Genomic DNA, 23,571 nt, shown 5'->3' on the forward strand with positions numbered 1-23,571 from the left:
TTAGGCTTCACTCAAAAGTTGTGCAAACACTTCCTCAACCGCTGTTGTAAAAGCTTCGCCGTAATTAGAGTTGCCTTCAATATTATATATTAGCGATCTTAATTCATCCCATAGATGAACTAATTCCACTTTACCCGCATCCCATTTTAACACAGGTACTGCATTTATCTGCATAGCAGCAGCTAAATTCGGCCAAATAGCTTGCGGGAATTCCACATAGCTATATCCCTCTTCCTCGTCCATCATATATACAAAAGTCATGGCATCCGAGTCTGTAATAAGCTTGCCGGACGGCGTTCCCATTATATTCTCCTCTTGGTTTTCAAGTAGAAAATTAATATGTGTGTTTTCTAAAGTACTACTGCCAATCGTATATGTTTTTCTCACTATTCTTCTCCCCTTTTGTGAAGTGTTTCTCTTGTTTTGTATTATGGATTTCACGATCAAATTGTTCGCTCTTTACTTAGTTGTAGAACTCCATATTATTTTATCATAAAGACGTTCTTTTCTAACCATATTCTTCATTTTTACATCTGTACACCTTTGTTGTCATTTTAGCCTATATTCCGCTATAATTCAGGATAAGAAAGGGTGAAAAGAATGCCCCAAGAATTAGAAATTGAATTCAAAAATATGCTGACAAAAGATGAGTTTATCAAACTCGCCAACTATTTCAACCTAAAACAAGATGACTTTCGTGAACAAACCAATTATTACTTTGATACAAGGGACTTCTTACTGAAACAGCTGCGTGCAGGTCTCCGTATACGAAAAAAAGGCTCTTCCTTTGAATGTACATTAAAAGAACCGTTCACCGGTATAGGGCTCATGGAAACAACGGACAGGCTAACTGCAAGCGAAGCAGACTCTTTTCTAAAAGGAGAAGGCCCACTTGCTGCCTCAGAAGTAAACCAACGGCTTGAAGCATTAAAAATTAATATAAAAGACTTAAATAATATAGGTACACTTATCACCAAACGTGCCGAAATAAAGTACGAGGGTGGTCTTCTAGTTTTAGACCATTCAAATTATGGACGTACGGAAGACTATGAACTAGAATATGAAGTATCAAATGAGGAAAAAGGAAAAGCAACATTCCTTGAATTTCTTGCTAGCCATTCGATTCCCATCCGTCCTGCAGAGAAAAAAATTGCCCGCTTGATGAATGCGAAAAAATAAGATCTTTCTCTTATTACATCATGTGTAAGGGGTATTTTTTACAATCTCTGTTTGATAAAAAGTGAGGTCTATCCATGAACATTCAATCTATTCTTCCATATATACAATCACTTAATACGAGTACGGCAGATATAAATGGAAATAACACAACAAATTCTTTTGCTAACATGATGGGGCAATATGCTGGCTTATCAACAGAATCATCCGATACTTCGCAAATGCTTGGTATGTCTAATGCTTTGTCGAATACAGGAACACAATTATTGCAATTATTATCTTCTAGCGGTATGCAGAATAGTAATTTAGCCAGCGCCTTCAATCCAACCCAACTGTTGGGCAGCTTAGGCTCCTTATCCAACAGTGCCAACTCGCTTTATTACAACGGGACATCTCCTGTTTACAGTCCAGCTACGATGAACCTTACAAATGGTTCCACGTCTGTGTTAAATACAACACAGCAGCCCGTGAGTGCCGCGACAGGTTCTGGGCCACAAACGGGTTTTGATGAGTTAATCACGAAGGCTTCCAATATGTATGGTATTCCAGAAAAAATGATAAAATCGGTAATTAAACAAGAATCTGGCTTTAATCCAAGTGCTACTAGCTCCGCTGGTGCAGGAGGTTTAATGCAATTAATGCCGAGTACCGCTAAATTCTTGGGTGTTTCCAATGTGTATGATGCCGAACAAAATATCATGGGCGGTACTAAATATTTAAAACAATTATTTGATAAATTTGGGGGCAATTACGATTTAATGCTCGCTGGATACAATGCAGGACCTGGAGCAGTTGCAAAATATGGCGGCGTTCCTCCTTATAAAGAAACGATGAACTATGTGCAATCTATTATGAATACATTTAATGCTTAAGTCTCTTATATTACTGGCCAATCTTAGCTAACTGTCATCTTTTTACGTTTAATTATGTATGATTTTAGCACGTAGATTGGCTTTTTACTTTGTACTCTATGAAATATGAAATAGATAACGTATCATTTGTTTGAGAAAATAGAAAGAGGTTGATAAAATAGGATTACAGCTAAAGCAAAGGAGATACATCTATGATGCAAAAACCTATTATCCCATTTGAGGAAATTGGTGAGGAAAGACTCTATAAATTAATTGATATTTTCTATTCAAAAGTTGCCAACAATCCGAAGCTAAAGCCTATATTCCCTGATGATTTAACTGAGACCGCACGCAAACAAAAGCAATTTCAAACACAATATTTAGGCGGTCCCAACATTTATACACAAGAGCACGGCCATCCCATGATGAAAGCTAGGCATATGCCATTTAAGATCACTCCTGAAAGAGCTCAAGCTTGGTTGGAGTGCATGTCCGAAGCTATGGATGAAGTCGGCTTAGACGGCAAATTCAGACACGTGTACTATCAACGTCTTGTCCAAACTGCACATCACATGATCAACGCACCGGACGAAGACGAGGAGGTTTTAGAGTGAACAATATTCAGTATTTAAGCGAAAAACCTGCTGTCTCCCCATCTCTAAGCAAACCGATTGAACTTTATGTGTTCATTGATTTGCTTTCTCCGGGGAGCTTTGAACTTCAAGCGCTAATCCGACAATTACAAATAAACTATGGCCATTATTTTTCAATGCGCTTTGTCCTGAGCACAGAATTAAATTCTTTAAACAGTGCTTGTCAGCGTATTAATAGTTGCCAAACACAAGAAGAGCTAGTGGACCTATCACATCCTGTCCTGCCTTCCATCGCCGTAAAGGCTGCGGAACTGCAAGGAAAAAAAGCAGGTTATCGCTATTTAACTAAGCTCCAGGAATACACCTATTTAAATACAAAAAATGTATGCCAATGCAGTACATTACAAGAAATCGCTTATGAAACAAATCTAGATGTAGAAGAATTCCAAACAGACTTTTTATCCGTGGAAGCTTCCCGCTCTTTCCAAAATGATTTATGCATTGCACGAGAAATGGAAGTAGATGAAGTGCCAAGCTTTGTATTCTTCAATGAAAATATTGAGGATGAGGGATTAAAAGTTTCAGGCAGCTACTCCTATGAAGTCTATGAAAAAATATTAGAAGAATTACTCGGTGAAAAGCTAGTTTGCCAGCAACCGCCATCAGTAGAAGATTTATTCCATCGCTTTCATACATTTACAACAAAAGAATTAGCAGCAATTTATCAAATTTCCCCTTCTACTTGTGAACGTGAGCTAAAGAAAAAAATGTTGCAACAAAAAGTAGACCGAGTGAGTTATGAAAACTTATCGCTCTGGCGTTTAAAATAAATGAACAAAAAAGCCCTAACTGTTGATAACAGTTAGGGCTTTTTATATTGAGATATAACATTCTAAAATTGGCAAAAAAATAAAGAAGCATCTCTACGGGAGATGCTTCTTTTCACAAAGGGGATGGGAGAAATGTTCACGTTCAAACAAAGGGGTGTATGTTTGTTTGTGATTTATTTCACATCTATTACTTTAGCACGGAAAATCGCATATATCAACGCTTTGAACATCTTTTCACAAAGTTGTCAAATAGAAAGCGTTATCATTGAATATTATCCATTTATTCACAGGGCTTTCTTATATATGGGGTACTAATTTGATATGTGGATGAAGTGGGGATAGCTACTCTTTCCGGGGGTCAGACTTCTCTAATACTTTCTATTAGCAATATCCCCCGTCTGTACCCAAAGCAAAAAAGATTGAACTCTTCAACTAGAGAGTCCAATCTTTTTCATTCGTTTATTGTTCTGACAAAAGCTTTTCTAATTCTTCTAAGTTTCGCTCGAACACTTTACATGCTTCTTCAATTGGGGATGCAGATTCCATATCAACACCAGCAGCTTTTAACACATTGATAGGATAATCTGAGCAGCCTGCTTTTAGGAACTCATTGATATAGCGCTCTACAGCTGGTTTGCCCTCTGATAAAATTTGAGAACTTAATGCAATTGCAGCACTTTTACCTGTTGCATATTGATACACATAATAGTTGTAGTAGAAGTGTGGAATGCGAGCCCATTCCAAGCCGATCTCTTCATCTACGACCATGTCGTCACCAAAATATTTCTTATTTAACTCATAGTATACTTCAGTCATACGATCAGCAGTTAGAGCTTCACCTTTTTGGTCCATTTGATGAATAATATGCTCAAATTCTGCGAACATTGTTTGACGAATAATGGTGCCACGGAAGCCTTCAAGCCAATGGTTTAAGATATAAATTCTTGTTTTCGGATCATCAATTGTTTTCAGCAGGTAGTCATTTAACAATTCTTCATTACATGTGGATGCTACCTCTGCCACAAAAATTGAATAATCACCGTACACGAACGGTTGATTGTTGCGTGTGAAATAACTGTGGACACTATGTCCAAATTCATGCACAAGTGTGAACAGGTTATCCAGATTATTTTGCCAGTTCATCAGAATGTATGGATTTGTTCCGTAAGAACCTGATGAATAAGCCCCGCTGCGTTTGCCTTTGCTTTCTAAAACATCCACCCAGCGATCTTTTAAAGCTTGCTCAACGATACCTACATACTCATCACCCATCACACTTAAGGATTTGAGCATATGTTCCTTGGCTTCGTCATATGTCATATCAATTTTTGATTCAGCGACAAGTGGTGTATAGACATCCCACATATGCAATTCATCTACTTGAAGCATTTTTTTGCGCAATGCAATGTAGCGGTGCATCAACGGTAAATACTTGTGGATAGTTTCAAGCAATTGATCGTATACTTTTTCTGGAATATGATTTGCGCTCATAGCAGCTTGGCGGGCAGAATCATAATGGCGAATTTCAGCATTCACATTATGAGCTTTCACATTGCCTGATAACGTTGCGGCAAACGTATTTTTAAAATCTCCATACGTTTTGTACATCGCACGGAATGCAGCCTCACGGACTGAGCGATCTTTGCTTTCCAAGAAATGAACATAGTTGCCATGAGTTAATTGAACTTCATTACCTTCTTCATCACGTACAGTTGGGAATTCCAGGTCTGCATTGTTCAGCATGCTAAAGGTATTAGAAGAAGCACCCGTTACCTCAGACATTTGCGAAAGCAATGCCTCTTGCTCTGCAGGCAAAATATGAGGGCGTTCATTATTAATTTCTTCTAATTCATGTGTATATAATTGGAGATCCTTATTTTCTTTCAAATATTCTTTAATTACCGCTTCATCCAACGCTAAAATTTCCGGCGTCAAGAAAGACAGGCTTGTAGAAACCTTTGCATATAATGTTTTAGCGCGACTGTCCATAGCTTGGTATGTGGAATTCGTTGTATCTTGGTCATTGCGCATATGAGAATATGCATAAAGCTTTCCAAGCTTAGTATAAACTTCATCGCGGAAACGAAGGACTTTAAGCAATGCATCCGATCCTTCAGCAATAGTACCTTGATATTGCGAAGCCTGTTTCGCCAATTCTGCTAATTCTTGATAAGAAGTTTCCCAATCAGCATTTGACTGAAAAATATCTTCCAATTTCCATGTTAATTCCTCTGGTACTTCTTCTCTTGTAAGTACTTTCGTTTTTTCTGTCATTACTTAAACCTCCTACTTTCAACTCCAAAAATGGACTGCTCTATTATTTTCTCAATTTTCTTAAGTTTTTGCAAGAAATTGGCTATAAATATAGTGAAATATCTTTTCTTCCTCATAATGGCTAAATATATCTTCAATATCTAAATGATTTAATATTTCGCTATAAAAACGAATTGATTCTGTATCTACACATATGCCATGTGAGTCAGTGAAATCCTTTGCTAATTTTGGACTATAAGCCATACAATTTTGATGCTGTGTATATAAAAAATATAGCCATAACAGCTGCCATTCAACTGCTTCTATTGAATGCGGCTTTTTATTTATTGGAATGCCAACAAATAAGGGCAACTTCTCAGGGATGACTCGTAAATAATAGCAAGCACGTAAAAAGGGATCCTTTACTCCCCTCTTGCTTATATGTAGTCTTCCTCTAAGAACTCGTTCTCGTTCCCTTTTCCAAAGCTGCCAATATTTCAAGCATTCATTCTTTGTGAGTGCACTTGCACGCAAAAAAGGAAAGTGCTGTTGGTCAATGGCAAGTGTTTGTACCTTTGCAATGAAGCGATACCCGCCAATAGGAAGCAGATAATTAAAGTACACGAATAGTTTTAAAGTGGGGTTGTAGGTGATGAGATGGGCATGTTGATTACTATATGTGATGAACTGCTGTTTAAATGGAGATAAACGTATTTGTTGAATTCCATCTTTATGAGGATTTTTGGCCATAGGGGTATGTAAAATCCATAGTGGAATCATTTTTTCCTTGTGATAGCCAGTTGTACGTTTTACCATTTGGGGTTTGGAAATCGTACTGTATTGAAATTCAATAGCATATTGCTGTTCTTCTACTTTGATAAGAAGATCGGGACGTTGCATTAAACTTTTTAGATAAGGCTCTAGCTTTGCCTCTATCTGCAGTCTTTGAAACATTTCATATAAATGCCGTTTTCCAAGCAGGTGTGTAGCTGTCTCGCCTTCTGAAAAATACTGGCAAGACCCTTTCTTTCTGTGTGCAAAATGCGGAATCATCACTTGTCCAATTTTTAAATGCACGGCTTTTTGGCATTGCGGACAAAAAAATTGTTCTTTTTCTCTCAAACGACTTAACCCATTTTTATCCTCATTTCCAGACAACAAAATGAGCTTGTTCGAGGAATCAAGTGCCGTCAACATTCAATCACCTCCACAAACCAAGTGTAAGAATATTCAACACTGAATGCAAACAAAAAACCCTCTCTACTTGGAAATAGAGAAGGTTTCAAAGAAACTGTTAGAAGTATTTTCGTACTGTTTCTAAACAGTTTTTATCCATAATTAATTTTCCGTATTCTTCTAAAAGGTGAATGGTTGTATCTGCTTCTTCTGCACATTCGGAGATAACGCTTAGATAGTCTTCTAAATCATCCATCGTCATTTCCTCGTCAAAGTCAGCATGCAAGAAATACTTGCCTTTCATCTCGAAAAGTGATGTTTCAAAGTTTGCACTTTGCGGCATTCTTTCTGCTATATCAATTATGTCGTCAAAGTCTTTTAGGATAAACGTATATCCATCTATATCATCCTCAACTTCGCCGAAAATTGTATCAAAGTTAGAGGAACCCGCCTTCGCATCAAGCCCACTAAACGCATTTTCAAAAAACTTTCTTTTTTCTTCAATACTGGAAGGGAGATCCATCAAACCATCAGGAGATAACTTTGTAGATGTTACCGTCAATTCGAGACCTTTGTCAGTTGCCACAACTTGGATCCATAACGGGCCATCCATTTCAAAATCTATATCATCATTAATTTCTTCCATCATAACCCAGAAGAGTTCTTCGCCTTTATCACGGTCATACCAAATTTCATCTTTGGTGAATCCTCGTTCTTCAATATCAACGTAAGAAATGAAGAGTTTTAGTGTATTCTCATTAATGCGTTCCATATCCATTTTACACAACCCCCTTCGGTCCATAATTATAATATTCTTCAACGATCATGTAGCCAGATTTTCAAGGTGTATTACTTTAACAGCGTCTATTACTATTGTATGACGAGATGGTGAAAAATGAAAAGGATAAATCTTAGGAAATATCAATAGTATATGAATTATAATAGTTTTAAGTTCCATTTGCCAATAAGAAGCAATAGATTATGGCAATGTGAATAGAATGTATTCACAGCAATTGTTTTAACATTATATTCTGATGCCTTGCCATTGTTGACACATCGCTGTTTAATATCCTCATGTCTTTACCTTCTTCTTTACCCACAAATGGCTTTTAAAAAACGAAAAAAGCTAAAACCCATCAGACGATGGATTCTAGCTTAGCTTGTACACCTGTACTTGATCTATACAGAGTTAGTTCACCATTTTTTGCGCTTCTTGCAATTGGTAAGCACGAACTTTACGTGGTAGGAAACGACGAATTTCATCTTCGTTGTACCCCACTTGCAGACGCTTTTCGTCTAAAATGATTGGACGTCTTAATAAGCCAGGATTTTCTTGGATTAACTCATATAATCGTTGTAAAGGTAATGATTCAACGTCTACTTTTAATTTTTGGAAAATCTTTGAGCGTGTAGAGATAATCTCATCTGTGCCATCTTCCGTCATTCGTAGTATTTCTTTAATTTCGCTTATGCTTAACGGCTCCGCGAAGATATTTCTTTCTTTATATGAAATCTCATGTTCTTCTAACCATGCTTTTGCTTTTCTACATGAAGTACAACTCGGTGATGTAAAAAGAGTGACCATCATCTCAAAAACACATCCTTTCGAAAATGTGAGTTAATGTATATAGGAATTGCTGTATTGTTAAATTAGAATTACTCTAATAAAGAAGTCTAACATCATTATACACCATAAATTCTCATTTGAATATACACAAAATAGAAATTACATCAATTGATTGACGACTAAATATGACGAATTATTCTATTATGTTCAGTTTCACTATTATTCGTCATAGAGCAATTCTCAGTTATATCTGTATTATCCCCATTTTTAGGAACAACTAAACATAAAAATCCAGAATAATTTTCTCAATTAATACCTTTACACTGAAAATGAGTTGCTATACTATTATTTACGTTTAATTGCCAAAAAGGTTCCAAAACTTTTTGAAAAGATGAAAAATAAAGAAGATATTTTTTAGATATTCTCTAACTGACTTGCAGTAGACAAATAAAAGCTTTCTCTATAATTGGAAGTTATGCAACAGTTGCTTTTTCAAAAACGCTATATTATAATTTTCACCATATTGATAAAACGTTGAAGAAGAAGAGTACTTATAGTTCGTTTGTAAAGAGAGTCTGTGGCTGGTGGAAACAGATCATACGCTATAGGGAATGGGCTTCTGAGTAGCTTTATGAAAATATAGTAGTAAGGCTCGGGTTTGTCCTACGTTACAGGATTAGAGTGGCCGGATTCGGCAAACTTGGGTGGTACCGCGGATACATAACATTATTCGTCCCTTTTCAGAGGGATGAATAATGTTTTTTGTTTTTATAAGAAATTTTTAGGAGGAAAAAGAAATGAAAAGAATTTTTTCAGGTGTACAACCAACAGGTGTCATTACATTAGGAAACTATATTGGGGCCTTTCGGCAGTTCGTGGCTATGCAGGAGGATTATGATTGCATCTTTTGTATCGCTGATGAACATGCAATTACTGTACCGCAAGACAGCGATTCACTAAGAAACAGCATACGAGCTCTTGCCGCTACTTATATTGCAGCAGGCATTGACCCACATAAATCAACATTATTCATTCAATCTGAAGTTCCTGCACATGCACAAGCAGGCTGGATGTTAACTTGTACAGCTTATATCGGAGAATTGGAACGCATGACTCAATTTAAAGATAAGTCGAAAGGAAAAGATGCCGTATCAGCAGGCCTTTTAACTTACCCTCCATTAATGGCAGCAGATATCTTGCTTTATAATACAGACATCGTTCCTGTTGGAGAGGATCAAAAACAACATCTTGAAATCACACGTGATCTAGCAGAGCGATTCAACAAACGCTATGGCGAAGTATTTACTATTCCAGAAATTCAACTCCCTAAGAACGGCGCTCGCATCAAATCACTTCAAGATCCATTGAAGAAGATGAGCAAATCAGATGAGAACAAAAAAGCAACAATCCGTTTGCTGGATACGCCAAAAGAAATCGAGAAAAAGATCAAATCAGCCGTTACTGATTCGGAAGGTATCGTGAAATTCGATATGGAAAATAAGCCAGGCGTTTCTAATCTTTTAACTATTGAAGCAGCGTTGAGCAATATGTCGATAGACGATTTAGTCTCAAAATATGATGGACTTGGCTATGGTGCTTTTAAAGCTGGCGTAGCGGAAAGCGTTATTCAACACCTAACACCAATTCAAGAAAGATACAATGAATTAATTGATTCACCTGAATTGGATGAAATTCTGAATGTTGGTGCTGAGAAAGCCAACAAGATTGCAAGTGAAACTGTTACGAAAATGGAGTCCGCGATGGGCTTGGGAAGAAAAAGACGGTAATCAGTCCAAGACATGCTCCTAAAAAGATTTTAAAATCCACTGTCTTCAAGATGAAAATAAATACATCAGACCATGGATAACCGAGAGCATGATAGTTTAAATACAAAATCATATGAGTGGCGGTCAATACAACTAGTCCATAACAAATTAAAAAAAATAAGAATCGCATATCATTATCCTTTTCTTGTTTTTTTATTTCAGTGTTTGAAAGAGATTTGTTGTGTGAAATTTCGCTTTGTCGTTTAAAGAATCTATTATAAGCTATGAAAAAAAGCCTTTCTCTATTCATGAGAAAGGCTTTTCTACTAGTTTTAACTTTTTGTATTACATTTTTTTAAACAGTAGTGAAGCATTATGTCCACCAAAACCAAGCGAATTGCTCATCACGTAAGAGATTTCTTGCTCTCTTGCTTTATTTGGCACATAATCCAAATCACATTCTTCATCTGGTGTTTCAAGATTCATTGTCGGTGGCAGAATATTTTCTTGCAACGCCAATACAGAGAAGATTGCCTCAATGCCACCTGCTGCACCAAGTAAATGGCCGGTCATTGATTTAGTTGAACTGATCGCTAATTTATAAGCATGCTCTCCGAAAACTGTTTTGACCGCTTTCGTTTCGAATAAATCATTATAGACCGTACTTGTTCCGTGAGCATTAATGTAATCCACTTGCTCAGGAGATACATCTGCATCATTAAGTGCTTGTTGCATAGCACGTGCTGCTCCTTCACCTTCTGGAGCAGGAGCTGTGATATGGTGTGCATCACCTGTTGAGCCGTAGCCAATAACTTCTGCGTAAATTTTTGCACCACGGTTAACCGCATGCTCATATTCTTCCAAGATCACAATACCAGCACCTTCGCCAATGACGAAGCCATCACGATTTTTATCGAACGGACGTGAAGCTGTTTTTGGATCTGGATTTAATGTTAGTGCAGTATTTGAACAGAAACCAGCTACTGCCATGTTAGTAATCGGTGCTTCTGCTCCACCTGAAATCATGACATCAGCATCACCACGTTCAATTACCTTGAAGGCGTCACCGATTGAGTTTGTACCTGATGCACAAGCTGTTACTGAACATGAATTAATCGCTTTTGCTCCGAAATGGATGGATACTTGACCCGCTGCCATATCGGGAATCATCATTGGTACGAAAAATGGACTCACACGACGTTGCCCTTTTTCAAGGAAATTATTATATTGCTGTTCAAATGTCTCCATTCCACCAATTCCTGAACCAATCCATACACCCGTGCGCAATCCGACCTCAGGCGTAATTTCTAGGTTTGAATCTTCAACAGCCATAATAGATGCAGCTAATGCATATTGAGTAAAACGGTCCATTTTTCTCGCATCTTTTTTAGAAATATATTTTTCAATATCAAAGTCTTTTACTTCAGCAGCAATTTTAGCCGGAAATTTTTCTGGATCCAATCTTGTTAATGGTCCAATTCCAACATGGCCTGCTTTAATATTTTCCCAAGTTGTTGAAATATCGTTTCCTAGCGGTGTTACTGCTCCAATACCAGTCACTACTACTCGACGTTTTGCCATGGTTATAATTCCTCACTTTTCCTTTGTGTTATTTTCCCCATCTCATTGCAACAGCGCCCCAAGTTAATCCAGCTCCGAAACCTACTAAAACAAGTAGATCATCATCTTTAATGCGGCCGTTCTCCAACTCTTCTACTAACGCATTACCAATTGAAGCAGCTGAAGTGTTACCGTATTTGTGGATAACTGACGACATTTTTTCAGGCGGTAATTCCAACCGTTGTCTAGAAGCTTCCATGATACGGATATTAGCTTGATGCGGAATCAAAAAGTCTACATCATTTTTTGTTAAGCCTGCTTTATCAATTACATTTAGTGCAGATTGTCCCATTTGACGAACTGCAAATTTAAATACTTCGCGGCCATTCATTGAAAGATAGTTTTCTTTCGTTTGATATAGATGATTTCCACCTGAACCGTCTGAACCCAATTCAAATGAAAGTATACCTCTTCCTTCAGAAACTTTACCTACCACTGCTGCAGCTGCACCGTCTCCAAAAAGAACGGCTGTATTACGATCAGACCAGTCAACAATTTTTGTTAGTTTTTCAACTCCAACAACCAAAACATAATCGTAAACACCTGACTCAATAAACTGCTTAGCTGTGACTAAACCATAAATATAGCCAGCACATGCTGCAGAAAGATCCATCGCTGCTGCATTAACTGCACCAAGCTGGTCTTGTATCATGCAGGCTACACTCGGAAACGGCTGATCCGGCGTAACAGTAGCTACTAGAATTAATCCAATTTGTTCTGGTTTTATGCCAGCGTCTTTGATCGCTTTATCTGCTGCTTCAAATGCCATATGGGATGTATCTTGGTCATCTGCAGCGATATGACGTTCTTGTATGCCAGTACGTGTGCGAATCCATTCATCTGACGTATCCATCATTTTTTCTAAATCAAAATTTGTTAATACCTTCTCTGGAACACATCTTCCTACTCCAACAATCCCAGCATTCATGAGGTAGCGCCTCTTTTCTTATTATCAATTATTAGTATCTGGTCTTAATTATAGCGAATAATTCTCTTTTTATCAATATGAATCAATTTTGTTCTTATCAGATTGCAAAAGTTTCTTCCAAAAAAATAAAACGTTATGGTATGATAGAGTTGATAAAAAGTGAAACGAACACTCAGATTTCATGAGGTTTAATCCTCAATTAGTGCGCGTTGAACCAATCGGGCATTTATGGTCAGTAACTCTTCTAACCATTCGTTATCACTCAAGTGTTGAGTTGAGGTCTTGCTGCCCCATAATGCGGATAAAAGTGAGCTAGAGGTGATTATATGAAATACATTATGTTAGTGATTTGGTCAGCATTATTGGTTTCCACATTAAACTATGTTGTGAGCTCAATCAATAATGTGCCATTAGATGGACCAGCATTCACAAAAGGATTATGGATATCACTTATCATTTCAGTATTAATCTTAATAATGGATGCAGTGATTCCAAAAGATTCACCAAAAGAAATCGGTCAACACGAATAATGACTAAAAAACCTGTCCCAAATAATGGACAGGTTTTTTATTTTGAAGAATGATTATTTACTTTCTTTATGAATGGTTACTTTACCATCCTCCAAGGCTACTACTAATCGGTCTCCGGCGCTTGCTTCGCCTTTTAATAATTCTTGCGCTACCAAAGTTTCAATATAGCGTTGAACAAAGCGGCGTAGTGGACGTGCGCCAAATGCAGGGTCAATGCCTTCTTTAACTACCCATTCTAGTACATCTTCATTTACGATTAGCTCAATATCTTGTTCTGCCACCCGTTTTTGAAGGAGTGCTACATATTTTTTAGCAATTTCGTAATATTGTTTTTCTGATAAGGAATGGAACATCACGATATCATCAAGTCGGTTAAGCAATTCAGGTTTAAAATGTTGTTTCAATTCTGCCATTACTAGATCTTCGATTGCATGATCGCTATCTTGCCCTTTTAACTCCAACAAATAGTGTGAGCCAATATTGGAAGTTAAGATAATGACTGTATTAGTAAAGTTGACTGTACGCCCTTGACTATCGGTTATGCGACCATCATCCAATATTTGTAACAAGATATTCGCTACATCAGGATGAGCTTTTTCAATTTCATCGAGCAACACAACAGAATAAGGATTTCTGCGAACGGCTTCTGTCAATTGACCGCCTTCTTCGTATCCAATATATCCTGGAGGTGCACCCACTAATCTTGAAACACTGTGTTTTTCCATGTATTCGGACATATCTATACGAATGAAATGATCTTCTGAATCAAATAGCTGAGCAGCCAATGCTTTAGCTAATTCTGTTTTGCCGACACCTGTTGGACCTAAAAATAGGAATGAACCAATAGGCTTGTTCGGATCTTGAATGCCAGCTCTTGCACGCCATACTGCTTCCGTCACCAAACGTACCGCATCGTCTTGCCCAACTACACGTTCATGCAATGTGTCTTTTAGATGCAATAGCTTTTCGCGTTCACCTTCTACTAATTTAGTCACAGGAATACCCGTCCATCTTGAAACGATTGATGCAATCTCTTCCGCTGTTACATCTTCTCGTAACAAACGGCTCTCATCATCAGTTTGCAAAGATTTTTCAAGCGATTGCAGTTCTTTTTCTAATTCTGGAATTTTGCCATGGCGCAAAACGGCAGCTTTGTTAAGATCATATTGATTCTCTGCATCCTCTAATTCTCTACGATAGCGGTTTAATGTTTCCCGTTTTTCTTGGATAGCTTGCAGTGCATTTTTTTCTGACTCCCACTGCTCTTTCATATTTTTAGATGATGCTTTTAATTGATCTAACTCTTCGCGTAAAGCTATAAGCCGTTTTTTGCTTGCTTCGTCTTTTTCTTTTTGTAACGCTTGTTCTTCAATCTCTAGCTGCATTTGGCGACGTGTTACTTCATCTAGCTCTTGTGGCATTGAATCGATTTCAGTACGAATCATCGCACAAGCTTCATCGACTAAATCAATCGCTTTATCTGGTAAGAAGCGCTCTGTTAAATAACGATTAGACAATTCTGCTGCCGCTACAATCGCTCTATCATGAATTTTTACGGCATGATGCAATTCAAAGCTTTCCTTTAAACCACGTAAAATGGAAATAGTATCTTCTACTGATGGCTCTCGCACGAGTACTTGTTGGAAGCGACGTTCAAGCGCCGGATCTTTTTCAATATACATGCGATATTCATCAAGCGTTGTCGCGCCAATACAATGTAATTCACCGCGTGCAAGCATTGGTTTAAGCATATTGCCTGCATCCATTGCTCCGTCTGTTTTTCCTGCGCCAACAATAGTATGAATTTCATCAATGAATAAAATAATACGTCCTTCACTTTCTTTGACTTCTTTCAAGACACCCTTTAACCGTTCTTCAAATTGGCCACGGTAGCTCGCACCAGCCACTAATGCACTCATATCAAGCTCATATATGAGATGATCCTTTAATCCTTCAGGTACATCTTTTTTTACAATACGCTGTGCAAGGCCCTCAACAATAGCTGTTTTTCCTACCCCAGGTTCACCAATTAATACCGGGTTATTTTTCGTTTTACGGGACAATATTCTAATAACATTCCGAATTTCTTGGTCTCGACCAATGACAGGATCCATCTTTCCTTTTTTCACTTCTTCTACTAAATTCCGTCCAAATTGTTCTAATGGGCTTTTTTGCTCTTCGTTATTCATTTGCATTTGCATTCAAATCAGCTCCCTTTGACCATTACTGACCTTATGTTAATTTTATTATATTCTTCTCTATCTTTAATGTAAAGTAATATGTTTGACCTTATTTGACTAAATAATAATTACCATTATTTACTGTATTCACATGACTATCATTCTAACTACGCTGTGTTATAATGAGAAAAATAGATTACGCGAAGGATGGGATAGGTATTGGCAGATTTGGATCATTTTGAACCGCTTCCACAAAAGATACGAAAAATCTTTGAAGAACATGGTTCATTGATTAAATTTCCTAAGAGTAGCCATATTTGCATCGAGGGAGAGCCAGTTAAAGATCTTTTCTTTATCGTAGCTGGGAAAGTGGTTGTATCGAAAGAAACTGCAGGAGGCAAAGAATTGTCGCTCCGAATTTGTGGCAGTGATGATTGTATTGGTGAAGGAATTGTTTTTAGCACATCTGGTTTTTATCCACTGAGTGCGAAAACATTGGAAGCCTCTCAAATTCTTACATTAGATGCAGGCCTTTTCGAAATACTTTTAGCTCAAGAACCTGATTTGTTAATTGAGTATATTAAATGGCTACAGCTTCAAAATTTAAAAACCCAAACGAAGCTGCGTGATTTGCTGCTATTTGGCAAGAAAGGTGCGCTATATTCCACTATCATTCGTTTATCCAATACGTACGGTGAAAAACTAGAAAATGGTGACATTCTAATTAACTATCCATTAACAAACACTACGCTAGCAAATTTGTGTGCTACAAGCCGTGAAGTAATCAATCGTACGCTGCATGAATTAAAGAATTTAGACGTCATTTCTTTTGATAAAGGATTGATTACCGTCCATCAATTAAACTATTTAAAAGATCAATGTGAATGTGATAACTGCCCTATTAGCGTCTGTCGTATTGACTAATGCTTCATCTTCTATGTATACCCTACTGTCATGAATATATTCGGAATGCTTATATAAAAAATCAGTGAAGAACTAGTTCTCCACTGATTTTTAATTTTTATCGAATACCTAATGCCATTTTTGCGTAGCGTGACATCTTATCTTTAGACCAAGGCGGATTCCAGACAACATTGACATCTACATCTTTTACTTCTGGAATTTCAAATAAAGCTGTACGGATTTGATCCACAATCACTGGTCCCAGTGGGCAACCCATAGAAGTAAGTGTCATTGTGATGACGCATAGTCCTTCTTCAGACATATCCACGTCATAGACTAAACCTAAATTGACGATATCTATACCCAGTTCTGGGTCAATAACATTTTCAAGTGCACCTAGAATATTTTCTTTTAAATCTGCATCCATGGTTTTATCCCCTTTCTTCATATTGTTCCCTAATCATATCATCCCTAAATCACTATGCCAAATGGTCAGCAAGGAAAGCAGTCCCTGCAAGCATCCCTGCACGAGATACTTTGTGGCCAGAAGACGAATCAACCATAAACGCCAAATCTTCTGGATGATCCTGATAATAATCTTTTTGAAGTAGTTTATAAAATTCATGCGTAGGCTTAAATGGTACCATTTGGTCCTTTTTGCCATGCCAAAAGAATACAGGGCGACCTAACAGACCTTCTGGTTCTTTACTTAAGTCAAAACGACTAAGCGTTTTATACATTCTCTCTAACTCTTCGTCATTCAACGGAATTTTAAACCCTTTTTCTTCAATGCCGGCAATTTGTTCCTTCGCTAATTCTACATAAGCTGGAGAGCCCATCATAACAGCCGCCGTTTTGATCCACGGATATACTTTCAATGCGCCAAGCGTCACAATGCCACCCATTGAGGTTCCAGAAAGGCCAATTTCACCTTCTTTTGCCAACCCTTTTTCTAGCAGCTGGTTGCGTAAAAATTGTACTTCTTCGATAGAAGTTAAAACAATTTCCCAAAAACGAAGACTCAACTGAACTTCATCCAGTTCTTCTTCGCGTTCCCCATGCAATAGCGCATCAGGCAATAATACACGTAGACCCTTATTTACTAACTGGTAAGCATAATGTAGATTATGTTCTTTTGCGCTTGTAAATCCGTGCAAAAAAATGACAGTGGGCGCTTCTTTTGTCGCCGACTGTTCATTGTATATATGAAGTAAAGGGATATTGCCCCAAATTTCATGGTCCACTTTCATTTCATTCACTCCCTCATTTCGTTATGTCAATGTTATCAAAAAAAAGAAAGTGAAGCCAATCTGATGTTATATACTTATGGTTTCAAGCCTACTAATACTGCTATATCCTGTGGTTTTTTTAACACGTATTCCGCTAAGTCATAGCCCTCTGTTGTTTTCGCTCCCCACAATGCCAGGGCAAAATGTACTCCTGCTTTATAGGCGCAATGCATATCATAGATGGAATCACCAATGTACAGCGCGCTGCTACTTGGTACACCTAATCCTTCTAGGCAAGCCAATAGTGGTTCTGGCTCTGGTTTGTGTTTGACTGTATCGTCAGCGCAAACTATATACTGAAAATAGGTATTCAATCCAAATGGTTCGAACTCTCTTTTCAATTCGTCTCTTGTTTTAGAAGTAACAATCCCCATTTGGATATGCTTATCAGCCAATAACTCTATGATTTCTTCTATATCGCTAAACAATCCAACCTCATCAGCATATTCTAATACGGCTTGCGACCACTTCTTATCCATTTTATCTACATTCGTAACAGGGAATTGCTTGAGTGCCTCTTTCCCCGGTATTCCTAAAGAAAACTTTAGATCATCTAATTCATAACTTAATCCTTCTTCTTTCAATACCTGCTGTAGAGATAATAAGATGGCTTTTTCTGTATCCAATAAAGTACCATCAATATCAAAAATAATCGATTTGTACATCTGAACTACTCCCCTTTGTTAGTTATTCTAAAATATATATAACCTTTAGAAATACATTAAACCCTTTATTGTGAATAAACTTTGACTAAAGCCTTATTGAAAGGATAAACTTTAATATATCTTACCAACTGAATCAACTTCATATATCCATTTAAATAGTGTATAAACGAACGTTTTTATTTTTAATCATTCAGAATTTCTGCCAATTAACGCTTCGCTTCAAACGGCACTTTTCACGGACTTACACTATAAAATAAAGAAAGCTCGTTCATTTCAACTATATGGTGAAAATGATTCAGCTATTGGCATTTAAACATATGTATTCCTATGATGAAAATTTCACTTAAATCACAGGACTAGCTAAATTTGGACTACACATCGACAAAACAAATAAGAAAAGGAGTTATCAGCATGGCACAACAACATTTAATTGTTTTAGATTTAGATGGAACCCTATTAACTGATGAAAAAGTGATTTCTGATAAAACAAAGGCCACATTGCAAAAAGCTAGAGAGGCCGGACATGAAGTCATGATTGCAACAGGAAGGCCCTATCGTGCAAGTAAATTGTTCTATCATGAACTAGGTTTGCACACACCCATCGTCAATTTCAATGGTGCATTTGTACATCATCCTCTAGACCAAAACTGGAAGACAGTACATAAGCCGATTGACTTAAAAGTTGTACAAGAAGTCGTAGAGTCATTAAACAGAGAGCAGTTTGAAAATTTAATTGCCGAAGTCATGGATGACGTGTATGTACAATACCATGATGAGAAGCTATTAAATATATTTAGTATGGGTGACCCGAAAGTAACGACGGGAGACTTGCATCAATATCTAAAAGACAACCCAACAAGTTTGTTAATTCAAGCGAAAGAAAGCAGCGTGCCGAGCATTCGTCAATACCTGGCAGACACGAAAGCCGAATTGATTGATCATAGGCGTTGGGGAGATCCTTTCCCGGTCATAGAAATCGTACGTCATGGCTTGAATAAAGCTGTCGGCCTCTCTCATGTAGCGAAAGACCTGGGCATTCCTCGCGACCGCATTATTGCTTTTGGCGATGAGGACAATGACCTTGAAATGATTGAATATGCAGGTGTAGGCGTAGCAATGGGCAATGGCATTAGCCAACTTAAAAATATTGCGAATGAAGTAACAACAACCAACAACGAAGACGGAATTGCTGAATTCCTTATTGATCGTCTTCATATATAGAGAATAGAATACAGGGGGTTTTAAAATGAGAATTTACGCAGATAGCGCATCTGATTTGCCAAAGTCTTTTTATGAACAAGAGGATGTTACACTCATCCCACTTCGCGTTCATCTAAAAGGAAAAGAATATGATGACATCATTGGCGTCGACATGGATGAGGTGTATCAAGCCATCCGGGATGGAGAATCATTAAAAACCTCGCAAGCTTCACCCGAACGTTTTTTGAAGGAATTTAACGCTTTAGGTCAATCCGGAGAAGAAGGAATCTACATTGCTTTCTCATCTGAACTTTCGGGAACCTACAATACTGCCGTCATGATGGCGCAGCAGGCAAAAGAAAATTACCCGGATTTAAAGCTAACTATTATTGATACAAAATGTGCCTCTCTTGGTTACGGACTAATCGTTAAAGAAGCTGCCCGCATGAAGAATGAAGGCAAATCTTACGATGAAGTGACGGAAAGAGCGCGATTTAACGCACTCCATATGGAGCATTTATTTACAGTAGATGATTTAGATTATCTTGCAAAGGGTGGCAGACTCTCCAAAGCGAGTGCTTTTATCGGTGGCCTTTTGAGCATTAAACCTGTTTTAGATGTAGAAGATGGAAAATTGGTGCCTATCGAAAAATATAGAGGGCGCAAAAAAGTATTTAAACGCCTGATAGAGTTAATGAAAGAACGAGGCGACTCACTTTCTGAACAAGTGATTGCCATTAGCCACAGCGATGACCTCGCTGCAGCAGAGGAAATGAAAGCTTTGATTGAGGAGAATTTCCATCCTAAAGCAGTAGAAATTCATTTAATCGGATCCGTCATTGCGGCACATACAGGGACAGGTACTATTTCTGTCTTCTTCTTAAATCAGCTGCCCGAAAAATAAAAGAATACAAAAAAAGCTCTTTCTTATCTTTTCGATAAGAAGAGCTTTTATTTTATGCTTTTTTCCCTCTACGTCCTCTACGAAGCAACAAAACAATGAAGGTAATAAAGATGACATACACAAGTCCTAGCGCTATCATATAAGGAATATTAATTCCCTTATGGTCAGTAACTTGGTAAAACTCAACAAGTTCACGGTCTAAAACAATGTTGTATTTTTCATCTTCTTTTTGTTGGCGCACAATATCTTTTTCAAAGATGCCGTGCAGTTCCTTATTATTACCAATCACAGATGGATCCAAAACATATCTCTTTGTTTTATCTGTATTATTGACAACTATAATCCATTTTTCTTTTCCAGAGTAGCGCTCATATACGATTAAACCATCTTTATTTTCTAACAGCTTAAATTTCCCTGTACGCAATGCCTCCGATTTGTTTCTAACTGATTGAAGATCTTCAATATAGGAAATAATATCATCTTTTGTACGGAAATCCATTGGCGCATGTGATTCATCTGTAGTCACACCATTTTGCGCGATTTCAGTACCATATGAAACAATCGGCACACCAGGCAATGTCATGATTGCTCCCAGTGCAACTTTAATCCGTGTAGGCGGGAACATGTTTTCTTCAGCAGATGCATGTGTAAAGCGAGCACTATATAAATCATCAAGCATTAGTGCAACAGGCTTTTGCGAGGTATCGTTAATACTATTACCTAATGGCTTCTCTAGCTGTGAAGAGTCTTGATCCACATTCTTAAAGATGGATTGGTATGTATCAATCGTATGTTTGTTTACTTTCAAATCAAAATCAGCATCGCTTGGCTCATTTGTAATCACATACAAATTTTTATTTTTTTGTTTAAGCGCTGTAATCATCTTATTGAGAAATGCAGTGTCTGCTTTGCCAAGCTCCGTTAATCGGATTCCATCCACTTTATACTTACCTACAAAATCTACTGCTGCCTGTATTAATGCGTCTTGTACAGCAGGATTGGATGTCTTCCAATTGATGCGGTCAGAATTTGCTAGCTCGTACCAGTCTTGATGGCCTTTTTCTAATACCCATGCATGATTTTTACTTACATTGTTAATCGGAAAATCTACCATCGTTTTAATATGGTTTTTATGCAAAGTTCCAATTAATGATGAAAATTCTTTGCCTGTACCGAAATGGCGCTCAATTTTATTGTAATCTACAACGGCTTGTCCATCATATGTTTCGGATGAAAAAACAGAACCTAATGAAAGCATGGTAAAACCTAAATCTTGAAAATATGAAAGCTTAGTAGCGATCCCATCAAAGTCTCCACCATGAAAAGCTTTTGGATCTTTTGCATTAATATTATAATCATTCTCTACATTTTTATCGAAAAATCGGTCTATTAATACATCATAAATACTTTCATTTTGAATTTGGGGTGTCTCTTCTTTCGCAGATACTGCCGGGGCTGTGCCAATTGCCGTGGCCAGCAATATGGATGCAACTGCAGTACTAATCCATTTTACATTCAACTCGAAGTCCTCCTCTATAGAACTGTCCAACATAATTTTAACAAACGAATAACAATCTCTCCATACGTACTTGCAAAAAAAATGTAATCCTTCTGTAATTTCAACAAAGTTGTGAATGTCCTTTGACAGAAAAAAACACACATTCTTACAGAATGTGTGCTTTAATCTACTGCCTTTTAGATATGAAGGAAACCTAATGGCAAATGTGCTCCCATATATACAGTGAATACAAGGAAGATAATAAAGAGCGCCCAAAGTACGCCTGTAGATTTTGATTTTTGTTTGCGAACTAGGACCATTTCCATCATGCCGATTACAAGTAATCCGCCCAATAGTTTTAATCCGTATTCCATTGCCATAGGGCCTGCCATTTGATCACTAAATACTATGCCACCAGAAATAATGATTAAAATGTAGAATACACGTAAAATCATATGTGTGATTTTTTGGCCTTTAGAGCCGTTTTGCATCATAACAGCTACGAAGAATAAAATGACTGCTATAATAACCGATGTAAAATGTAAGTGTATCATTTCGTATTTTCCCCCAAATAGTTATTGTCTTATTTATCCTACCAAATTTGTTATGTACTATACAAATTTTAGACCGATGGATAATAGATTCCATCGGTCTTATTCTTAATTCTGACATAATTATTTCAATAATGTAGATTAAAAGGGCTACACATGTCAGCTTCGTTATTCAAAACTGTTTACCAAAGTGCCGATTCCTTCGATTGATACTTTCACCACATCTCCTGCTTTCAGGTATTGCGGCGGATTCATACCCTTACCGACGCCTGCAGGAGTGCCAGTCAAAATAACATCTCCAGGTTCTAACGTTACTAATCTAGAAATCTCTACTATTAAATCTTCAACAGTGTGCATCATATCTAGGGTTGTACCATTTTGACGTACTTCGTCATTTACCTTTGTCACAACAGTTAAATTCTGCGGATTAGGTAATTCATCTTTCGTCACCAAATAAGGTCCCATTGGGCAAGAGCCATCTAAACTTTTGCCTAAGAAAAATTGCTTATGTTTTCCCTGTAAATCTCGTGCAGTAATGTCATTGGCAATCGTATAGCCAAACACATAATCAAAGGCTAGGTTTTTCGGTATGTCTTTTCCCTTTTTGCCAATCACAACAGCTAGTTCACCTTCATAATCCAATTGAGATGTTACATTTGCATGTATAGGCAAAGTTTGTTCGTCAGCAGCAATAGCTGTCGGCGCTTTTGTAAATACGACAATATCCTCAGGAGCTTCTGCTGCACCCATTTCTTTTGCATGCTCATTATAATTTTTGCCAACGCAAATAATATTTTTAGTAGTACGCGGTATAGGCGCCAACCACTCAATATCATTAAAGCTATATTTAAAGTGAGCTGGGTTCTCTGATTCTTCAGCAGCTCTTACTAGTTTGCGTGTTTGCTCCACAAATTCAAAGCCATTCGTCATGCCTTCTACTATTGTTTTAGCATACGAAGGCAGAACTTGTAGCTCTTCCTGAATCGCAAGTACATCCCAAACTGCTTCTTCTTTTTTCACCTTTGGACCAAAGCCCAATTGATCATTATAACGAAAAGAAAGAATTTTCATAAATGTAGCACTCCTTTTTT

At 37.5% G+C, this 23,571-nt stretch carries 24 protein-coding genes and 1 other annotated feature; of the genes, 9 read left to right on the forward strand and 15 right to left on the reverse strand.

Annotated elements, in window-relative coordinates; translation table 11 throughout:
* Complete coding sequence (locus RST01_RS04875) at positions 1-387, reverse strand: UPF0738 family protein (protein ID WP_147194553.1); 387 nt, start codon at positions 385-387, stop codon at positions 1-3.
* A gap of 213 nt (positions 388-600) precedes the next feature.
* Between RST01_RS04875 and RST01_RS04880 the strand changes: the two genes are divergently transcribed.
* The 4 genes from RST01_RS04880 to RST01_RS04895 all read left to right on the forward strand — a co-directional run bounded on the left by RST01_RS04880 (position 601) and on the right by RST01_RS04895 (position 3,450).
* The gene (locus RST01_RS04880) at positions 601-1,179 is read left to right on the forward strand and encodes a CYTH domain-containing protein (RefSeq protein ID WP_147194555.1); all 579 of its coding nucleotides are present in this window, start codon (positions 601-603) and stop codon (positions 1,177-1,179) included.
* 74 nt (positions 1,180-1,253) lie between these two features.
* A complete protein-coding gene (locus RST01_RS04885) occupies positions 1,254-2,048 on the forward strand; it encodes a lytic transglycosylase domain-containing protein (RefSeq protein WP_244946638.1) in 795 nt (264 codons plus the stop codon).
* A gap of 191 nt (positions 2,049-2,239) precedes the next feature.
* Complete coding sequence (locus RST01_RS04890; protein WP_066784795.1) at positions 2,240-2,641, forward strand: globin domain-containing protein; 402 nt, start codon at positions 2,240-2,242, stop codon at positions 2,639-2,641.
* Positions 2,638-3,450 carry a DsbA family protein gene (locus RST01_RS04895; RefSeq protein WP_147194558.1) on the forward strand — a complete coding sequence of 271 codons (813 nt, stop codon included), beginning with the start codon at positions 2,638-2,640 and terminating at the stop codon, positions 3,448-3,450. Before RST01_RS04890 ends, RST01_RS04895 begins: the two co-directional genes overlap by 4 nt.
* Before the next feature lie 459 nt (positions 3,451-3,909).
* Here RST01_RS04895 and pepF read toward each other — a convergent pair whose 3' ends face one another.
* The 4 genes from pepF to spxA all read right to left on the reverse strand — a co-directional run bounded on the left by pepF (position 3,910) and on the right by spxA (position 8,464).
* A complete protein-coding gene (pepF, locus tag RST01_RS04900) occupies positions 3,910-5,724 on the reverse strand; it encodes an oligoendopeptidase F (RefSeq protein ID WP_147194561.1) in 1,815 nt (604 codons plus the stop codon).
* A 60-nt stretch (positions 5,725-5,784) separates the two neighbouring features.
* On the reverse strand, positions 5,785-6,900 hold the full coding sequence (locus RST01_RS04905; protein ID WP_147194564.1) for a competence protein CoiA: 1,116 nt from the start codon (positions 6,898-6,900) through the stop codon (positions 5,785-5,787).
* 97 nt (positions 6,901-6,997) lie between these two features.
* The gene (gene mecA, locus RST01_RS04910) at positions 6,998-7,657 is read right to left on the reverse strand and encodes an adaptor protein MecA (RefSeq protein WP_147194567.1); all 660 of its coding nucleotides are present in this window, start codon (positions 7,655-7,657) and stop codon (positions 6,998-7,000) included.
* A gap of 411 nt (positions 7,658-8,068) precedes the next feature.
* Positions 8,069-8,464 carry a transcriptional regulator SpxA gene (gene spxA, locus RST01_RS04915; protein ID WP_066791827.1) on the reverse strand — a complete coding sequence of 132 codons (396 nt, stop codon included), beginning with the start codon at positions 8,462-8,464 and terminating at the stop codon, positions 8,069-8,071.
* Positions 8,465-8,971: 507 nt separating this feature from the next.
* Positions 8,972-9,187: a binding site (T-box leader), on the forward strand.
* 56 nt (positions 9,188-9,243) lie between these two features.
* On the opposite strand from spxA, the gene trpS reads away from it, so the two are divergent.
* Positions 9,244-10,233: a tryptophan--tRNA ligase gene (trpS, locus tag RST01_RS04920; protein ID WP_147194570.1), complete on the forward strand. Its 990-nt coding sequence runs from the start codon at positions 9,244-9,246 to the stop codon at positions 10,231-10,233.
* Here trpS and RST01_RS16350 read toward each other — a convergent pair.
* From RST01_RS16350 to RST01_RS04935, 3 genes are read right to left on the reverse strand one after another with little or no spacing between them, the layout of a single operon-like run.
* A complete protein-coding gene (locus RST01_RS16350; RefSeq protein WP_503826077.1) occupies positions 10,187-10,522 on the reverse strand; it encodes a YuzI family membrane protein in 336 nt (111 codons plus the stop codon). The two genes, trpS and RST01_RS16350, sit on opposite strands and share 47 nt — an antisense overlap.
* 35 nt (positions 10,523-10,557) lie before the next feature.
* Positions 10,558-11,793, reverse strand: a complete 1,236-nt coding sequence (gene fabF / locus RST01_RS04930; protein ID WP_066784784.1) for a beta-ketoacyl-ACP synthase II — start codon at positions 11,791-11,793, stop codon at positions 10,558-10,560.
* A gap of 28 nt (positions 11,794-11,821) precedes the next feature.
* Complete coding sequence (locus RST01_RS04935; RefSeq protein ID WP_066784782.1) at positions 11,822-12,760, reverse strand: beta-ketoacyl-ACP synthase III; 939 nt, start codon at positions 12,758-12,760, stop codon at positions 11,822-11,824.
* Between the two features lie 326 nt (positions 12,761-13,086).
* On the opposite strand from RST01_RS04935, the gene RST01_RS04940 reads away from it, so the two are divergent.
* On the forward strand, positions 13,087-13,290 hold the full coding sequence (locus RST01_RS04940) for a YjzD family protein (RefSeq protein ID WP_066784779.1): 204 nt from the start codon (positions 13,087-13,089) through the stop codon (positions 13,288-13,290).
* A 53-nt stretch (positions 13,291-13,343) separates the two neighbouring features.
* Here the strand turns inward: RST01_RS04940 and RST01_RS04945 are convergent, their stop codons facing one another.
* On the reverse strand, positions 13,344-15,491 hold the full coding sequence (locus RST01_RS04945) for an ATP-dependent Clp protease ATP-binding subunit (RefSeq protein ID WP_147194573.1): 2,148 nt from the start codon (positions 15,489-15,491) through the stop codon (positions 13,344-13,346).
* 198 nt (positions 15,492-15,689) lie between these two features.
* Between RST01_RS04945 and RST01_RS04950 the strand changes: the two genes are divergently transcribed.
* Positions 15,690-16,394, forward strand: coding sequence for a Crp/Fnr family transcriptional regulator (locus tag RST01_RS04950; RefSeq protein ID WP_244946639.1), 705 nt, complete (start codon positions 15,690-15,692; stop codon positions 16,392-16,394).
* Between the two features lie 97 nt (positions 16,395-16,491).
* Here the strand turns inward: RST01_RS04950 and RST01_RS04955 are convergent, their stop codons facing one another.
* From RST01_RS04955 to RST01_RS04965, 3 genes are all read right to left on the reverse strand, one after another.
* Positions 16,492-16,800 (reverse strand): metal-sulfur cluster assembly factor, encoded by a 309-nt coding sequence (locus tag RST01_RS04955; RefSeq protein WP_066784777.1) that lies wholly within the window; start codon positions 16,798-16,800, stop codon positions 16,492-16,494.
* 52 nt (positions 16,801-16,852) lie between these two features.
* On the reverse strand, positions 16,853-17,623 hold the full coding sequence (locus RST01_RS04960; protein WP_147194576.1) for a prolyl oligopeptidase family serine peptidase: 771 nt from the start codon (positions 17,621-17,623) through the stop codon (positions 16,853-16,855).
* 74 nt (positions 17,624-17,697) lie between these two features.
* On the reverse strand, positions 17,698-18,327 hold the full coding sequence (locus RST01_RS04965; protein WP_147194579.1) for an HAD family hydrolase: 630 nt from the start codon (positions 18,325-18,327) through the stop codon (positions 17,698-17,700).
* Positions 18,328-18,738: 411 nt separating this feature from the next.
* On the opposite strand from RST01_RS04965, the gene RST01_RS04970 reads away from it, so the two are divergent.
* Together RST01_RS04970 and RST01_RS04975 are read left to right on the forward strand one after the other, a co-directional pair.
* Positions 18,739-19,548 carry a Cof-type HAD-IIB family hydrolase gene (locus RST01_RS04970; protein ID WP_147194582.1) on the forward strand — a complete coding sequence of 270 codons (810 nt, stop codon included), beginning with the start codon at positions 18,739-18,741 and terminating at the stop codon, positions 19,546-19,548.
* Between the two features lie 25 nt (positions 19,549-19,573).
* The gene (locus tag RST01_RS04975) at positions 19,574-20,431 is read left to right on the forward strand and encodes a DegV family protein (protein ID WP_147194585.1); all 858 of its coding nucleotides are present in this window, start codon (positions 19,574-19,576) and stop codon (positions 20,429-20,431) included.
* A 52-nt stretch (positions 20,432-20,483) separates the two neighbouring features.
* Here the strand turns inward: RST01_RS04975 and RST01_RS04980 are convergent, their stop codons facing one another.
* From RST01_RS04980 to RST01_RS04990, 3 genes are all read right to left on the reverse strand, one after another.
* On the reverse strand, positions 20,484-21,950 hold the full coding sequence (locus RST01_RS04980; RefSeq protein WP_184117513.1) for an alpha-amylase family glycosyl hydrolase: 1,467 nt from the start codon (positions 21,948-21,950) through the stop codon (positions 20,484-20,486).
* A 176-nt stretch (positions 21,951-22,126) separates the two neighbouring features.
* A complete protein-coding gene (locus RST01_RS04985) occupies positions 22,127-22,483 on the reverse strand; it encodes a YisL family protein (protein ID WP_147194591.1) in 357 nt (118 codons plus the stop codon).
* A 165-nt stretch (positions 22,484-22,648) separates the two neighbouring features.
* A complete protein-coding gene (locus tag RST01_RS04990; protein ID WP_147194594.1) occupies positions 22,649-23,551 on the reverse strand; it encodes a fumarylacetoacetate hydrolase family protein in 903 nt (300 codons plus the stop codon).
* Between the last annotated feature and the right edge of the window lie 20 nt (positions 23,552-23,571).

Origin of the sequence: Rummeliibacillus stabekisii (assembly GCF_007988965.1) — a bacterium.
GTDB lineage: Bacteria > Bacillota > Bacilli > Bacillales_A > Planococcaceae > Rummeliibacillus > Rummeliibacillus stabekisii.

Excerpts from the sequence above, each read along its gene's own strand:
- spxA (WP_066791827.1), bottom strand. The coding sequence starts at position 8,464 with ATGGTCACTCTTTTTACATCACCGAGTTGTACTTCATGTAGAAAAGCA.
- RST01_RS04945 (WP_147194573.1), bottom strand. The coding sequence starts at position 15,491 with ATGCAAATGCAAATGAATAACGAAGAGCAAAAAAGCCCATTAGAACAA.
- RST01_RS04940 (WP_066784779.1), top strand. The coding sequence starts at position 13,087 with ATGAAATACATTATGTTAGTGATTTGGTCAGCATTATTGGTTTCCACA.
- pepF (WP_147194561.1), bottom strand. The coding sequence starts at position 5,724 with ATGACAGAAAAAACGAAAGTACTTACAAGAGAAGAAGTACCAGAGGAA.
- RST01_RS04890 (WP_066784795.1), top strand. The coding sequence starts at position 2,240 with ATGATGCAAAAACCTATTATCCCATTTGAGGAAATTGGTGAGGAAAGA.
- RST01_RS04880 (WP_147194555.1), top strand. The coding sequence starts at position 601 with ATGCCCCAAGAATTAGAAATTGAATTCAAAAATATGCTGACAAAAGAT.
- RST01_RS04965 (WP_147194579.1), bottom strand. The coding sequence starts at position 18,327 with ATGTACAAATCGATTATTTTTGATATTGATGGTACTTTATTGGATACA.
- RST01_RS04905 (WP_147194564.1), bottom strand. The coding sequence starts at position 6,900 with ATGTTGACGGCACTTGATTCCTCGAACAAGCTCATTTTGTTGTCTGGA.
- RST01_RS04990 (WP_147194594.1), bottom strand. The coding sequence starts at position 23,551 with ATGAAAATTCTTTCTTTTCGTTATAATGATCAATTGGGCTTTGGTCCA.
- fabF (WP_066784784.1), bottom strand. The coding sequence starts at position 11,793 with ATGGCAAAACGTCGAGTAGTAGTGACTGGTATTGGAGCAGTAACACCG.
- RST01_RS04935 (WP_066784782.1), bottom strand. The coding sequence starts at position 12,760 with ATGAATGCTGGGATTGTTGGAGTAGGAAGATGTGTTCCAGAGAAGGTA.
- RST01_RS04885 (WP_244946638.1), top strand. The coding sequence starts at position 1,254 with ATGAACATTCAATCTATTCTTCCATATATACAATCACTTAATACGAGT.
- RST01_RS04975 (WP_147194585.1), top strand. The coding sequence starts at position 19,574 with ATGAGAATTTACGCAGATAGCGCATCTGATTTGCCAAAGTCTTTTTAT.
- RST01_RS04970 (WP_147194582.1), top strand. The coding sequence starts at position 18,739 with ATGGCACAACAACATTTAATTGTTTTAGATTTAGATGGAACCCTATTA.
- RST01_RS04960 (WP_147194576.1), bottom strand. The coding sequence starts at position 17,623 with ATGAAAGTGGACCATGAAATTTGGGGCAATATCCCTTTACTTCATATA.
- mecA (WP_147194567.1), bottom strand. The coding sequence starts at position 7,657 with ATGGATATGGAACGCATTAATGAGAATACACTAAAACTCTTCATTTCT.
- trpS (WP_147194570.1), top strand. The coding sequence starts at position 9,244 with ATGAAAAGAATTTTTTCAGGTGTACAACCAACAGGTGTCATTACATTA.
- RST01_RS16350 (WP_503826077.1), bottom strand. The coding sequence starts at position 10,522 with ATGAATAGAGAAAGGCTTTTTTTCATAGCTTATAATAGATTCTTTAAA.
- RST01_RS04955 (WP_066784777.1), bottom strand. The coding sequence starts at position 16,800 with ATGGATGCAGATTTAAAAGAAAATATTCTAGGTGCACTTGAAAATGTT.
- RST01_RS04985 (WP_147194591.1), bottom strand. The coding sequence starts at position 22,483 with ATGATACACTTACATTTTACATCGGTTATTATAGCAGTCATTTTATTC.